Source organism: Streptomyces kronopolitis (assembly GCF_050953795.1).
Taxonomy (GTDB): domain Bacteria; phylum Actinomycetota; class Actinomycetes; order Streptomycetales; family Streptomycetaceae; genus Streptomyces; species Streptomyces kronopolitis_A.
In genome coordinates this window covers 4,229,550-4,243,979 of the sequence record NZ_CP191850.1, presented here as the reverse complement: position 1 = coordinate 4,243,979, position 14,430 = coordinate 4,229,550, and the positions used below count along the sequence as shown (strand labels likewise).

At 68.2% G+C, this 14,430-nt stretch carries 13 protein-coding genes; 6 read left to right on the top strand and 7 right to left on the bottom strand.

All coding sequences use genetic code 11. The features are described from left to right. Positions 1 to 283: 283 nt before the first annotated feature. Positions 284 to 823, top strand: coding sequence for a GNAT family N-acetyltransferase (locus tag ACQP17_RS18695; RefSeq protein ID WP_433857295.1), 540 nt, complete (start codon positions 284 to 286; stop codon positions 821 to 823). A 90-nt stretch (positions 824 to 913) separates the two neighbouring features. Here the strand turns inward: ACQP17_RS18695 and dnaB are convergent, their stop codons facing one another. After that, entirely contained in the window at positions 914 to 2,386 is a 1,473-nt protein-coding gene (gene dnaB / locus ACQP17_RS18690; RefSeq protein ID WP_364873432.1) for a replicative DNA helicase, read from the bottom strand. A gap of 458 nt (positions 2,387 to 2,844) precedes the next feature. Between dnaB and ACQP17_RS18685 the strand changes: the two genes are divergently transcribed. Further along, positions 2,845 to 4,182: an MATE family efflux transporter gene (locus ACQP17_RS18685; RefSeq protein WP_433857294.1), complete on the top strand. Its 1,338-nt coding sequence runs from the start codon at positions 2,845 to 2,847 to the stop codon at positions 4,180 to 4,182. Between the two features lie 66 nt (positions 4,183 to 4,248). Continuing rightward, positions 4,249 to 5,103 carry a trypsin-like serine peptidase gene (locus ACQP17_RS18680; protein WP_433857293.1) on the top strand — a complete coding sequence of 285 codons (855 nt, stop codon included), beginning with the start codon at positions 4,249 to 4,251 and terminating at the stop codon, positions 5,101 to 5,103. 112 nt (positions 5,104 to 5,215) lie between these two features. On the opposite strand, the gene rplI is transcribed toward ACQP17_RS18680, so the two are convergent. The 4 genes from rplI to rpsF form a co-directional block, all read right to left on the bottom strand. After that, positions 5,216 to 5,662, bottom strand: coding sequence for a 50S ribosomal protein L9 (gene rplI / locus ACQP17_RS18675; RefSeq protein ID WP_433857292.1), 447 nt, complete (start codon positions 5,660 to 5,662; stop codon positions 5,216 to 5,218). Positions 5,663 to 5,680: 18 nt separating this feature from the next. Further along, positions 5,681 to 5,917, bottom strand: a complete 237-nt coding sequence (gene rpsR, locus ACQP17_RS18670; RefSeq protein WP_003978893.1) for a 30S ribosomal protein S18 — start codon at positions 5,915 to 5,917, stop codon at positions 5,681 to 5,683. Between the two features lie 112 nt (positions 5,918 to 6,029). Continuing rightward, positions 6,030 to 6,623, bottom strand: coding sequence for a single-stranded DNA-binding protein (locus ACQP17_RS18665; protein WP_433857291.1), 594 nt, complete (start codon positions 6,621 to 6,623; stop codon positions 6,030 to 6,032). A gap of 81 nt (positions 6,624 to 6,704) precedes the next feature. Then, entirely contained in the window at positions 6,705 to 6,995 is a 291-nt protein-coding gene (gene rpsF, locus ACQP17_RS18660) for a 30S ribosomal protein S6 (RefSeq protein WP_006604399.1), read from the bottom strand. A gap of 229 nt (positions 6,996 to 7,224) precedes the next feature. On the opposite strand from rpsF, the gene ACQP17_RS18655 reads away from it, so the two are divergent. The 3 genes from ACQP17_RS18655 to ACQP17_RS18645 all read left to right on the top strand — a co-directional run bounded on the left by ACQP17_RS18655 (position 7,225) and on the right by ACQP17_RS18645 (position 9,900). Further along, positions 7,225 to 7,539, top strand: a complete 315-nt coding sequence (locus ACQP17_RS18655) for a hypothetical protein (protein WP_189096755.1) — start codon at positions 7,225 to 7,227, stop codon at positions 7,537 to 7,539. A gap of 144 nt (positions 7,540 to 7,683) precedes the next feature. After that, positions 7,684 to 8,802, top strand: coding sequence for a lipid II:glycine glycyltransferase FemX (locus ACQP17_RS18650; RefSeq protein ID WP_433857290.1), 1,119 nt, complete (start codon positions 7,684 to 7,686; stop codon positions 8,800 to 8,802). Between the two features lie 66 nt (positions 8,803 to 8,868). Next, a complete protein-coding gene (locus ACQP17_RS18645; protein WP_329149041.1) occupies positions 8,869 to 9,900 on the top strand; it encodes an alanine racemase in 1,032 nt (343 codons plus the stop codon). Between the two features lie 97 nt (positions 9,901 to 9,997). Here ACQP17_RS18645 and ACQP17_RS18640 read toward each other — a convergent pair whose 3' ends face one another. Together ACQP17_RS18640 and ACQP17_RS18635 are read right to left on the bottom strand one after the other, a co-directional pair. Continuing rightward, on the bottom strand, positions 9,998 to 11,479 hold the full coding sequence (locus tag ACQP17_RS18640; RefSeq protein WP_433857289.1) for a glycosyltransferase family 87 protein: 1,482 nt from the start codon (positions 11,477 to 11,479) through the stop codon (positions 9,998 to 10,000). Between the two features lie 132 nt (positions 11,480 to 11,611). Beyond that, on the bottom strand, positions 11,612 to 14,275 hold the full coding sequence (locus ACQP17_RS18635) for a transglycosylase domain-containing protein (RefSeq protein WP_433857288.1): 2,664 nt from the start codon (positions 14,273 to 14,275) through the stop codon (positions 11,612 to 11,614). Positions 14,276 to 14,430 lie beyond the last annotated feature (155 nt).

Sequence of the window (14,430 nt, the reverse complement as noted above, 5' to 3'; positions counted from 1 at the left end):
CATGTGGTCACCGGCAAATGATGACGGTGCTGGCTGGCGCCATGCCGTCTCGCCGAAGGGACCACACAGCCCATCCTGTGATGGTCACGACCTGCACGTCTCAGATCCATGGCACAGCCGAATCCGATCCGACATCAGCCCGGAGACTGCGGCACGAAATCCGAGGCCCGTACGGACGGACCTGTAGATTCCCAATGCCTCAGGCTTTGCGCACTGCTTCAGCATCGTCTGTGGCGCCCAGCTTTCCCCTTCGCTTGGTTTGACCACTTGTTAGCGTGCACGGATGGAAGATCTGGGATCCGTGGCTTGGCCGCCTGGGCCGATCAGGACCGACAGGCTCGTCCTCCGTGAGCCCGAGGCTCGGGACCGTGCGGCGTTCATCGCGCTGCTCGCCTCGCCAGAGGTGCACACCTACCTCGGTGGCCCCCGGCCGCGTGACGAGCTTGAGCGCGAGATGTCCGGGGCCCCCGAGCGGTGGCCCGGGAGCTTCGTCGTTGATCTCGAAGGATCGATGATCGGCCAGATCCTGCTCAGGAGAGCAACGGGGCACCGCCGCTCCGCTGCCGCTGGGAAAGTCGATCTCGGCTACCTGTTCCAGCCGCGGGCGTGGGGATTCGGGTACGCCGCCGAGGCGTGCGCAGCGGCGCTCGGTTGGCTCGCCGGCGCGCTTCCCGGTGAGCCGGTGGTGCTCACCACCCAGACCGCCAACGCCGGCTCGATGCGTCTCGCGGCGAAGCTGGGGTTCACTGAGGTAGAGCGGTTCGAGGCCTGGGGCGCCGAGCAGTGGCTCGGCATGTGGTTCCCGGTCACACCGCCCCGTTGAGTTTGCGACGGACCCGCCGGCGAGTATCGGCCACGCGGTGGCCATCGCTGAGGGAAGGCCACAGGATCTGGAAACCGACAGGCCGCCGGCTCAGGTCTGGGCCATGTCCACGAACCGCGAGTAGTGGCCCTGGAAGGCCACCGTGATCGTGGCGGTGGGGCCGTTACGGTGCTTGGCCACGATCAGGTCGGCCTCGCCGGCCCGTGGGGACTCCTTCTCGTAGGCGTCCTCGCGGTGCAGCAGGATGACCATGTCGGCGTCCTGCTCGATCGAGCCGGATTCACGGAGGTCGGAGACCATCGGCTTCTTGTCCGTGCGCTGTTCCGGGCCACGGTTCAGCTGGGAGAGCGCGATGACCGGGAGCTCCAGCTCCTTCGCGAGCAGCTTGAGGTTTCGGGACATGTCCGAGACCTCCTGCTGGCGGCTCTCGGCGCGCTTCGAGCCGCCGGACTGCATCAGCTGCAGATAGTCGATGACCACCAGCTTCAGCTCGTTGCGCTGCTTGAGCCGGCGGCACTTCGCGCGGATCTCCATCATCGAGAGGTTCGGCGAATCGTCGATGTACAGCGGCGCGGCGGAGACGTCCGGCATCCGGCGCGCCAGCCGCGTCCAGTCCTCGTCCGTCATGCTGCCGGAACGCATGTGGTGCAGCGCCACCCGCGCCTCGGCGGACAGCAGGCGCATCGCGATTTCGTTGCGCCCCATTTCCAGCGAGAAGATCACGCTCGGCAGGTTGCTCTTGATCGAGCAAGCCCGCGCGAAGTCCAGTGCCAGGGTCGACTTACCCATGGCGGGGCGGGCCGCGATGACGATCATCTGGCCCGGGTGCAGGCCGTTGGTGAGGGAGTCGAGATCGGTGAAGCCCGTCGGCACGCCCGTCATCTGGCCCTGGCGTGAACCGATCGCCTCGATCTCGTCGAGCGCGCCCTCCATGATGTCGCCGAGCGGGAGGTAGTCCTCGCTGGTCCGCTGCTCGGTGACGGCGTAGATCTCCGCCTGGGCGCTGTTGACGATCTCGTCGACATCGCCGTCCGCGGCGTATCCCATCTGCGTGATACGGGTGCCGGCCTCGACCAGCCGGCGCAGCACCGCCCGCTCGTGGACGATCTCGGCGTAATACTCGGCGTTCGCCGCGGTCGGTACGGACTGCACGAGGGTGTGCAGATACGAGGCGCCGCCCACCCGGGCGATCTCGCCCCGCTTGGTCAGCTCCGCGGCGATGGTGATCGGGTCGGCCGGCTCGCCCTTGGCGTAGAGATCGAGGATCGCCTGGTAGACCAGCTCATGGGCGGGACGGTAGAAGTCCTCACCCTTGAGGACCTCGACGACATCCGCGATGGCGTCCTTGGACAGCAGCATGCCGCCGAGCACGGACTGCTCGGCGTCCAGGTCCTGCGGGGGGACCCGCTCGAAGCCGCCGGCCCAACCGCCGTCGTCGTCACGCTCCTGCCGGTCGCCGCGGCCGCGGCCCTTGCCCTCGCCGCGCCGGGAGCGGGCGGACGGCAGCAGGTCGCTGGGACCGGAGTCCGCCCAAGGGTCTTCCATGGGCTCGGGAATGCTCACCCCGGCACCTCCTCCCGTCCGCGACGCGGACCTTGCTGTGCGGTTCTTTCTTACGGCACAGCTCTGACAATCGAGACGCCCGACTCCGGTTACGGCGCGTCGAGTTCGGACGGCTTCTCAGGCCGGAACAGGCGGCGGGTGCCGGACCACGGTAGGCCTGTGGGCACCGTCCGCCAATCTGGTTATCCACAGGCCATGTGGATGACTGGCCCTCAGCTGTGGAGAAGTCCCCGGATCCTGTGCACGGCCCGGGGGAAACTTCTGTGGACAAGCACACAATCACCCCACCCTCACTCGTCTGACCTGCATCTTTCTCATCCATAGGCTGTGGGGGAGAAAAACTTTCCCCAGGTGTGCAAGATCGCTGCAAACGGCACACGGATGAGCACTCCGCACAGCGGAAAGTAAGGACTGCAAGGGGTTTGCATCTCTTACCTGTGGAAGATTAGATTGACCGCATGACACAGGCTCCCGCGACACCGCGACGCACCGTTCGCCGCCATGACCGCGAGATCATCGCCCTCGCCCTGCCGGCCTTCGGCGCCCTGGTCGCGGAACCGCTCTTCGTCATGGCCGACAGCGCCGTCATCGGCCACCTCGGCACCCCCCAACTCGCCGGCCTCGGCATCGCCGCCGCCCTGCTGACCACCGCCGTCTCCGTCTTCGTCTTCCTCGCCTACGCCACCACCGCGGCGGTCGCCCGCAGGGTCGGCGCCGGCGACCTCCCCGCCGCCATCCGCCAGGGCATGGACGGCATCTGGCTCGCGCTGCTGCTCGGCGCCGTCGTGATCGCGGCCGTGCTGCCCGGTGCCCCCTGGCTCGTCGAGGCCTTCGGCGCCTCCGGCACCGCCGCCCCGTACGCCACGACCTACCTGCGGATCAGCGCGCTGGGCATCCCCGCGATGCTCGTCGTGCTGGCCGCCACCGGCGTGCTGCGTGGCCTCCAGGACACCCGGACCCCGCTCTACGTCGCCCTCGGCGGCTTCTCCCTCAACGCCGCGCTCAACATCGGCCTGGTCTACGGCGCCGGCCTCGGCATCGCGGGCTCGGCCTGGGGCACGGTCATCGCCCAGTGCGGCATGGCCGCGGTCTACCTCACCGTCGTCGTCCGCGGTGCACGACGGCACGGCGCCTCGCTGCGCCCCGACGCCGCGGGGATCCGCGCCTCGGCGCAGGCCGGGGTCCCGCTGCTGGTGCGGACGCTCTCGCTGCGCGCCGTGCTGATGATCGCCACCGCCGTCGCCGCCCGGCTCGGCGACGCCGAGGTCGCCGCCCACCAGATCGTGCTCACGCTGTGGTCCCTGCTGGCCTTCGCGCTGGACGCGATCGCCATCGCCGGGCAGGCCATCATAGGCCGCTACCTCGGGGCGGGGGACCGCGAGGGCGCCAGGGCAGCCTGCCGCCGGATGGTCCAGTGGGGCATCGCCGCCGGCCTGGTGCTCGGCCTGCTGGTCGCGCTCGCCCGCCCGCTGTTCATCCCGCTGTTCACCTCCGACCCCGCCGTGGAGGGCCCGCTGCTGGCCACGCTCCTGGTCGTGGCCCTGACCCAGCCGGTCTCCGGCATCGTCTTCATCCTCGACGGCGTGCTGATGGGCGCGGGGGACGGCCCGTATCTCGCCTGGGCCATGGTCGCGACGCTGGCCCTGTTCGCACCGGTCGCGCTGGCCGTGCCGGCCCTCGGCGGCGGACTTGTCACACTGTGGTGGGCAATGACCCTGATGATGACCGCGCGTCTGCTGACCCTGTGGCTGCGCACGCGTTCCGGACGATGGATTGTGACCGGGGCCTCGCGCTGAAGCACCTCCCGTTTACACGCAGCGCGTGTCAATAATGACCCTGTGCGCTCGCTTGCCAGGAAATCCGTGCTGCCCCTGACGTTCGTCGTCATGGTGGCTGCTGCCGTGGTGGGCTACGCCACGGAAGAATCCGGCGTCACCGGCATCAGCAGCGGAAACAGCGGCGGCCGCAGCAGCTTCGGCAAGTCCGGCGAGGGCAGCCAGGACCCGCAGGACCAGGACCCCAAGGCGACGGCGCCGGCCGACGACGGCAATGCGTACACCCCGCGCAGAACCGAGCAGAACGCACGGGTCGGCGCGGTCTTCGAGAAGGACGACTCCGGCGACCACTTCTGCACCGCGAGCGTGGTGCAGAGCCCGGGCAGGAACATGCTCATCACCGCGGCGCACTGTGCCTTCGACAGCGACGCCGGCAGCACGGTCGACGATCTGGTCTTCGCCCCGGACTACCGCAACGGTGACGAGCCCACCGGCCTGTGGAAGGTCAAGAGGGTGATCGTCGACGATCACTGGGCCAAGTCGCAGGACGAGGACTACGACGTCGCCTTCCTCGTGCTCGACAAGAAGAACGGCAAGCAGGTCCAGGACGTCCTGGGCGGCAACACTCTCGGCATAGACCGTGGCTTCGACAACGAAGTGAAGATCACGGGCTATCCCACCAGCCGCAATACGCCGATCTCCTGCCAGAACCGCACCACGAAGTTCAGCGACACCCAGTTGCGCATCCAGTGCACCGACTTCGAGGGCGGCACGAGCGGCAGCCCCTGGCTGGCCGACTACGACCCCAAGAGCCACACCGGCACGGTCATCGGTGTCCTGGGCGGCCACGAAGGCGGCGGCGACGAGGACGACGTCTCCTACGCCGCGTACTTCGGCGAGGACATCGCCAAGCTCTACAAGCACGCCCAGGACGAGGACTGAGAGCGGGCTCCGGCCCGGCCGCCCCACGAGGACCGAACCGGGCAACGGCCCCGGACACGGCGAAGGGCCGCACCCCGGTGACGGGATGCGGCCCTTCGGCGCGGTACTGCGATTACGCGGCGACGACCTCGACGCCGAGCTTCGCAACGACCTCGGCGTGCAGACGCACGGAGATCTGGTGCGCGCCCAGGGTCTTGATCGGCGAGCCGATCTCGACACGGCGCTTGTCGACGTCCGGACCACCGGCAGCCTTGATCGCCGAGGCGACGTCGGCCGGGGTGATGGAGCCGAACAGGCGACCCGCGTCGCCGGCACGCACGGCCAGCTTCACGTTGACGCCCTCGAGCTGGCCCTTGACCTCGTTGGCCTGCTCGATCGTGGCGATCTCGCGGATCTTGCGACCGCGACGGATCTGCTCGACGTCCTTCTCGCCACCCTTGGTCCAGCGGATCGCGAAACCACGCGGAACCAGGTAGTTGCGGGCGTACCCGTCCTTGACGTCAACGACGTCGCCGGCGGTGCCGAGGCCGGAGACCTCGTGGGTGAGGATGATCTTCATGATTCGGTCACCCTTCCCTTATCGCGCGGTGGACGTGTAGGGCAGCAGCGCCATCTCACGGCTGTTCTTCACGGCCGTGGCGACGTCACGCTGGTGCTGGGTGCAGTTGCCGGTGACCCGGCGGGCACGGATCTTGCCACGGTCGGAAATGAACTTCCGCAGCAGGTTCGTGTCCTTGTAGTCCACGTAGGAGATCTTCTCCTTGCAGAACACGCAAACCTTCTTCTTAGGCTTGCGAGCAGGCGGCTTCGCCATTGTCTCTCTCCAATGAGTTCAAGAAGTTTGTGCTGACGCCCTCGCCAGACCCCCGGCCGTTCCGCAGCGCTGTTTCACGTGAAACAGCGCGGGTCGGACCGGCTGCATGGACCTAGAAGGGCGGCTCGTCCGAGTAGCCACCGCCGGAGCTACCGCCCCAGCCACCGCCGCCGCCACCCTGCTGACCGCCGCCGGCCGGGCCACTGGTCGCCCACGGGTCGTCGGCGGGAGCACCGCCGCCGCCCTGCTGGCCGCCGCCGGGGCCGCCGCCCCAACCGCCGCCACCCTGGCCACCGCCCTGCTGACCGCCGCCGAAGCCGCCGCCACCCTGGCCACCACGACCGCTGGTCTTGGTGATCTTGGCCGTGGCGTTCTTCAGGCTCGCGCCCACTTCCTCGACGTCGAGCTCGTAGACCGTGCGCTTCACGCCCTCGCGGTCCTCGTACGACCGCTGCTTGAGGCGGCCCTGGACGACCACGCGGGTACCCCGCGTCAGGGACTCGGCGACGTTCTCGGCCGCCTGACGCCACACCGAGCAGGTGAGGAACAGGCTCTCGCCGTCCTTCCACTCATTGGTCTGACGGTCGAAAGTGCGGGGAGTGGACGCGACGCGGAACTTCGCGACCGCCGCACCGGACGGGGTGAAGCGCAGCTCGGGGTCGTCGACAAGATTGCCGACAACCGTGATGACGGTCTCGCCTGCCATTAGGGGAACCTCTCGGCGGGTGTGCTGCTGGCTGCTGGTGTTGCTGCTACTCGGACCCGGTTACCGCTGGCGCTGTCGCGCTCAGTGGGTCTCGGGACGGAGAACCTTGGTCCGGAGGACCGACTCGTTCAGGTTCATCTGACGGTCGAGCTCCTTGACGACCGCAGGCTCGGCCTGCAGGTCGATGACCGAGTAGATGCCCTCGGGCTTCTTCTTGATCTCGTACGAGAGACGACGACGGCCCCAGGTGTCGACCTTCTCGACCTTTCCGTTGCCCTCACGGACGACGGAGAGGAAGTTCTCGATCAGCGGGGAGACAGCGCGCTCCTCGAGATCGGGGTCGAGGATGACCATCACCTCGTAGTGACGCATGTGGAACCCACCTCCTTTGGACTCAGCGGCCACGGTCGTTCCGTGGCAGGAGGGTCGTATGCGTTTCCGCGCCGGGTCCGACCGGTCATCCGGACAGACATAGGCGCAGACCGTACAGAGTACCTGCCTCGAGCCTTCCGGTTGAAATCCGGCCGGTACACCCCCCAATCTGGAACACAACGGGTGTGAGCGGCGTTACAGTGCGCCGCCCTGTCATCGGAGGTGCCGCATGGCACAGGCAAGGACCCAGCGCAATCTGCTCTCGCTGCTCAACAGCGACGGCAAGGACCATCCCGTCGAGAACACGCTCGCGATCGTGACCGTGGTATTCGGCGCGATCGCCGTCTTCACCACGCTCTCTCCCAGCCTGCACCTCATCAGCTCCTGGGTCGGCCTGATCGGTATCGGTACCGGCCTGTGGGGCCAGTTCATCTCCTCGACGACGGGCGAACGCTTCCTGTTGATCATCGGCCTCGGGGCCTCGGCCGTGGGCTTCTATCTCGGCCTGGCGCACGGCGGCCTTTTCGGCGGCGTGATCGGCTAGCGACGCCGTACGGGCCCCTGAGCTGTGCGGCATATGGGGTCCGTGGCCGTACGGCCCAGTCGGGGCGCTCCACGGTCACAGTAGGCTTCGGCGCGAGAGCCGGAGCCCCGACCATGGGGACACACCTGCCGAGGAGCGCCCCGCATGAGCCTGACCCTGAGGACCATCAGCCGTGAGCAGCATCTGGCGTATATCCAGAGCCTGCCCGCGGCAAGCCACATGCAGGTTCCGGCCTGGGCGGACGTGAAGGCCGAATGGCGGGCGGAGAGCCTGGGCTGGTTCGACGCGAGCGGCAAGATGGTCGGCGCGGGCCTGGTGCTCTACCGCCAGGTCCCCAAGGTCAAGCTCTACCTGGCGTACCTCCCCGAGGGGCCGGTCATCAACTGGCATTCGCCGAACCTGGAGGACTGGCTGCAGCCGATGCTGAGGCACCTCAAGCAGCAGGGCGCCTTCACCGTGAAGATGGGCCCGCCGGTCATCATCCGCCGCTGGGACGCCCAGGCCATCAAGGCCGGCATCCAGAACCCGGATGTGAAGCGCCTGCGGGACGTCGAGGCGACGCACATCGAGCCGCGCGCCTTCGAGGTGGCCGACAAGCTGCGCCGCATGGGCTGGCAGCAGGGTGAGGACGGCGGCGCCGGCTTCGCCGACGTCCAGCCCCGCTACGTCTTCCAGGTGCCGCTGGCCGACCGCTCCCTGGAGGAGGTCCACAAGGGCTTCAACCAGCTGTGGCGCCGCAACATCAAGAAGGCCGAGAAGGCCGGCGTCGAGGTCGTCCAGGGCGGCTACGACGACCTGGCCGAATGGCAGCGTCTCTACGAGATCACCGCGGTGCGTGACCAGTTCCGGCCGCGGCCGCTCAGTTACTTCCAGCGCATGTGGACGGCCCTCAACTCCGAGGACCCCAATCGCATGCGGCTCTACTTCGCGCGCCACAACGGCGTGAACCTTTCCGCGGCGACGATGCTCGTGGTCGGCGGGCACGTCTGGTACTCCTACGGCGCCTCCGACAACATCGGCCGCGAGGTCCGCCCCTCGAACGCCATGCAGTGGCGGATGCTCCAGGACTCCTACGCGCTCGGCGCCTCGGTCTACGACCTCCGCGGCATCAGCGACTCGCTGGACGAGAACGACCACCTCTTCGGCCTGATCCAGTTCAAGGTCGGCACGGGCGGGCAGGCAGCGGAGTACCTCGGCGAGTGGGACTTCCCGCTCAACAAGCTTCTGCACAAGGCGTTCGATATGTACATGGCACGCCGCTGATCCGCTTCACCGCACCGTTGGTACCTCTGACACACCGCAGCTACGAGAAAGGTTCCGGGCCCGGCCATGGCGCTCACCCTCTACGTCGACACCGCGCGCTGGCGGGCGCATCAGCAGAGCGTTCTCCAGCAGTTCCCCGGGCTCGTCCCGGTCTGCAAGGGCAACGGCTACGGCTTCGGCCATGAGCGCCTCGCCGACGAGGCGACCCGCCTGGGCGCCGACATCCTCGCGGTCGGGACCACCTACGAGGCGGCCCGAATCAAGGACTTCTTCAGCGGCGACCTGCTCGTCCTGACGCCGTTCCGCCACGGCGAGGAGCCGGTGCCGCTGCCCGACCGGGCGATCCGCTCGGTCTCCTCCGTCGAGGGCGTCGGTGGCCTGGTCGGCGCCCGCGTGGTCATCGAGGTCATGAGCAGCATGAAGCGCCATGGCGTCAAGCCGGAGGACCTGCCGAAGCTGGCAACGGCCATCGAGGACGTCCGCCTCGAGGGCTTCGCGATCCACCTGCCCCTGGACCGCACCGACGGGTCGGACGCGGTCGAGGAGGTCATCGGCTGGATGGACCGGCTGCGTGCCGCCCGTCTGCCCCTGCACACCATGTTCGTCAGCCACCTCAAGGCCGATGAACTCGCCCGTCTCCAGCAGCAGTTCCCGCAGACGCGGTTCCGCGCGCGGATCGGTACCCGGCTGTGGCTGGGCGACCACGAGGCCACCGAGTACCGCGGTGCGGTGCTCGACGTCACCCGGATCGCCAAGGGCGAGCGCTTCGGCTACCGCCAGCAGAAGGCAGCCTCGGACGGCTACCTGGTCGTGGTCGCCGGCGGCACTTCGCACGGCGTCGGCCTGGAGTCGCCCAAGGCGCTGCACGGCGTGATGCCGCGCGCCAAGGGCGTGGCGCGGGCCGGCCTGGCCACCGTCAACCGCAACCTCGCGCCCTATGTGTGGGCCGGGAAGCAGCGCTGGTTCGCGGAGCCGCCGCACATGCAGGTGTCGATCCTGTTCGTACCGGGGGATGCCCCGCAGCCGCAGGTCGGCGAGGAGCTGGTGGCCCATCTGCGCCACACCACCACGCAGTACGACCGCCTCATGGACCGCTGAGCCGGACGCAGTCCGCTCCGGACGGATCAAGGGCCCGGCGCCGCAGAGATCTCCTGCGGCGCCGGGCCCTTGGCACGCTGTTCGGCCGGCTTCCGGCTCACTCCCGTACGGCGCCCCAGCGCACCCGTGGCGCCGCCTCGAAGTGCACCGCGTGCCGGGGCTGCTGGTGTGTCCTCCCGAGCACGAAGGCATCGGCGCTGCGGTCCAGGACGCCGCCCGAGGGGTCGTCGTCCCCGTCCCTGCGGACCACATCGCGCTCCGGCAGCCAGATGTCCCGTACGACCACGGCACACAGGTAGAGCGTGCCCAACAGGTGCAGGACGATGGCCAGTTGGTACCCCTCCGTGGGGAGCCCCTGGTGCTTGTCGCCGTTGCCCGTGTAGGCGAGGTACATCCAGATCCCCAGGAAGTACATGACCTCGCAGGCCTGCCAGATCAGGAAGTCCCGCCAGCGCGGCCGGGCCAGCGCGGCGAGCGGGATCAGCCACAGGACGTACTGCGGCGAGTAGACCTTGTTGGTGAGGATGAACAGCGCGACGACCAGGAACGCCAGCTGGGCGAAGCGCGGCCGGCGCGGCGCGTGGAGGGTCAGCAGGCCGATGCCGGCGCAGCCGAGGATCATCAGCAGCGTGGCGTAGGTATTGGCGTTCTCCAGGGGGTTCCCGGTGCGCTGCGAGATCAGCAGCCAGACCGAGCCGAAGTCGATGGGCCGTTCCTGGCTGAACGTGTAGAACTTCGCCCAGCCCTCCCGGATGTGGAATCCCGTGGCGTCGTGCGTGATCATCACCGGGAGGTTCACCACCAGCCACGACACCACGGCGCCGGTCGCCACCTTCCGGTACGCGCGCCAGGCTCCCGCACGCCAGCACAGCACCAGCAGGGGGCCCAGCAGCAGCACGGGATACAGCTTCGCCGCGGTGGCCAGCCCGAGGAGGACACCGGCCGCCAGCGGGCGGCTGCGGGACCACATCAGCATTCCCGCGGCAGTCAGGGCGATCGCCAGCAGGTCCCAGTTGATGGTGGCGGTGAGGGCGGCGGCGGGCGCCAGAGCGACGAGGAGGCCGTCCCAGGGACGCCGCCGGTGGGTGCGGGTCACGCATACGGCGACCACGACGGCGCAGATCATCAGCATGCCGGCGTTGACCAGCCAGTAGATCTGTTCGCGCTGCTGGATGCCGCCCGAGTGCGGGGTCATCCAGGAGGCGACCTCCATGAAGAGACCGGTGAGCACCGGGTACTCGAGATACTCCATGTCGCCCGGCAGCCGGTCGAAGTACGGGATCAGCCCATCGGCGAAGCCCCGCCCCGCATAGAGGTGGGGGATGTCGGAGTAGCAGGCGTGGGTGTACTGGCTCGTGGCGCCGAAGAACCAGCCGCCGTTGTAGCAGGGGAGCTTCTGCACCATACCGAGCGCGAACATACCGAGGGCGACCAGCGCGATGACCCGTACCGGTGTCAGCCAACTCGTTCCGAGCAGTGCGTGCCGGCCGATCGGTCCTCCGATCAGCTCGCTGCCGGCCGCCGCCACCTCATCCCGCTCCGTCGGCCGCACCGACTCGTCCCGTCGCACGCTCGTCATGGCCCCATCCTGCCGTACGACCTTGTGGCGAAGACGGCGAAGCCCCCGCCCGGACAATCCGGGCGGGGGCTTCGTGGCTCCCGGTGTTTCACGTGAAACCTTCAGCGTTTCACGTGAAACGGTCGGTGCTCATCAACCGGTCGGGCCGCCGAACCAGCCGCCGCCGGTCGCGTCCGTCGGGTCGGGCGTCGGACTGGTGCCTCCGGTGCCGCCGCCCGGTCCGCCGGGCCCACCGTTGGCGCCTCCATTGCCTCCGCCGCCGTTACCGGCGCCACCGCTGTTCTTGCAGTTGATGTCCCAGGGAGAGCAGGAGTCCGAGGGGCTGGGGCTGGGAGAGTTCGTCGGGGGAGCGGACTTGCTGGGCGTCCCCGACGGAGAGCTCGACGGCGTGTCCGACGGCGTGGGGGTCGGCGTCGGAGTCGGCATGCCCTCCTCGTCCACCCGGTCCCCGATGGGCGTGGCGGGCTGGAAGTCCACCGGCGTGACGCCCTTCATCGCCTGCAGCATGTACTCGGTCCACACCTCGGTGGGCAGCGCACCACCATGGATCGAGTCGAAGCCACCGACGCCGTTCATGGACAGCTGACGCGGGTTCTGGGCGTCCTCACGGAACATCGTGACGGACGTCGACAGCTGCTTGGTGTAGCCGACGAACCAGGCCGACTTGTTCTCGTCGGTGGTACCGGTCTTGCCCGCGGCCGGCATGCCCAGCCGCCTGGCTTCCTTCGCGGTGCCGTTCTGGATGACGTTCTTCAGCACCTTGGTCACGTTGTTGGCGATGTTGGAATCCATGCCGGTCTCGGGCGTGGGCTTGTCGAAGCCCTTCAGGTCCTCGCCCTCGAACGTCACCTTGGTCACCGAATACGGCTCGACCTTCGTCCCCGAAGCGGCGAACGTGGCATAGGCGTCGGCCATCCGGATCGCGCTCGGCGTGGAGGTGCCCAGTGCGAACGACGGGTTCAGGTTCTTGTCGAAGCTGGCCGGCGCGATGCCCGCCGCCTGAGCCATGTCCCGGACCTTGCTCATCCCGACATCCATGCCGAGCTGCACGAACGGGGTGTTGACGGACTGCTCCATCGCCTTGGTCAAGGGGATGTAGCCCCAGGGGTGGTTGCTCTCGTTCTCCTGGTAGAAGACCGAGTTGTCCCGCTTCCGGACGAAGTTGCCTTGCGCGTCCTTCACCTTGAGGTGGTCATCGCCGTTGTACCGGCTGTCCGGTGAGATCGGCTGGCCCTCGCTCTTGGCCGTTCCGTACTTCATCGACGCCGCGAGCACGAACGGCTTCCAGGTCGAGCCGACCGGCACACCGAAGGTGTCGGCGTTGTTGCTGAAGTGGCCCTTGTCGTAGCCCTCACCGCCGTACAGGGCGACGATCTTGCCGTCTCCCGGTACCACCGAGGCCCCACCGAACTGGACGTATTTGTCCTTCGCGCGCTTCTTGGGATCGATGTACCGCTTGTCGACCTTCTTGACCGCGGTCTCGAGCTGGTTGGTCCGCTTCTCGTCGAAGGTCGTCCGGATCGTGTAGCCGCCCTTGTCGAACTGCGCCTCACTGAGCCCGGAGTGCTTGAGCACGTACTTCTTCGAGGTGTCCATCATGTAGCCGATCTGGCCGCTCTTGCTGGCGACCGGCTTCGGCAGCTTCGGCTTGGGGAACTTCCCGCGGTAGGAGTCCCGCTGCGCCTTCGACATGAGGTGGTTGTCGACCTCGCGGTCGAGGATCCAGGACCAGCGCGCCTCGGCACGCTTGGTGTTCGCCGCCCGGGTGGCCCCCGGGCTGGTACCGCCCGCGGGGTCGTACAGGTCCGCGCCCTTGAGCACGGTGGCCAGGAAGGCGCTCTGGTCCGGCTTCAGCTTGTCGGCGTCCACGCCGTAGTACGCCTGAGCCGCCGCCTGGATGCCGTAGGCGCCGCGGCCGTAGTAGCTGGTGTTGAGGTATCCCTGGAGGATCTGGTCCTTGTTCTTCGACCAGCCGACCTTGATCGCGATGAACAGTTCCTTGAACTTGCGGTCCAGGGTCTGCTGCTGGCTCAGCATCGCGTTCTTCACATACTGCTGCGTGATCGTCGATCCGCCCTGGGTCTCGCCGCCCTTGGCCATGTTGAACACGGCACGCGCGATACCCATCGGGTCCACACCCGAGTCCGTGCGGAACGAGGCATTTTCCGCAGAGATCGCCGCATTCTGCATCGAACGCGGAATTTCATTGATCGTGACGTTCTGCCGGTTCGTCTCTCCGTCACGCGCCATGACCTTGCCATTGGCCCAGAGATAGACATTGTTCTGCGATTTGGCGGCCAGGCTCTCGTCGGGAACCTGCACCACGGCCAGCGCGACTCCGGAAACGCCGACGATCAGCCCTATGAAGCCGACGCTCAGGCTGGCGACCTGCTTCCAGGACGGCACGAAGCGCTGCCACCCGGTGCGGTGCGCACGCGGGTAGTCGATCAGTCGCTTCTTGGCCGGCTTCCCGCCACCGCGACCGCGGCCCTCGGGGCCACCGCCGCCGCCACCGCGCCGGCCTCCGCCACCGCGGCCACGGCCGCCGCCACCGTCACCGGAGGCCGAATCGGAGGCCTCGGACGCCCTTCGACGCCCACGCTGGGCGGCTCTGCGGGCCTCGGCACGCCCGCCCTGCCGCGGCTCGGGACCGTATGACTCGGAGGGAGAGGCAGAACTGACAGCCGAGCCACGCGAAGGGGCGCCTCGGCGCCCCGGTGGCTGCTGTGCGGCGCGTCGGGCCGCGGCACGTCCGCCACTCTGCGGCTGTGGCGGTTTGCGACGGTGCTCGCTCATGGAACGAATACTCCTCGGGCAGGCGCGCTATCTCGTCGCCTGAAGGCGGCAGTTGTCTTCAGGTCCCCCCGGATGTGCGGCTCGCTCCTAGGTTCGAGCCGCACTACACCGAGGACGGGGACGTCAGATATAGGCCCACGGTTCCCGGCAGTCTG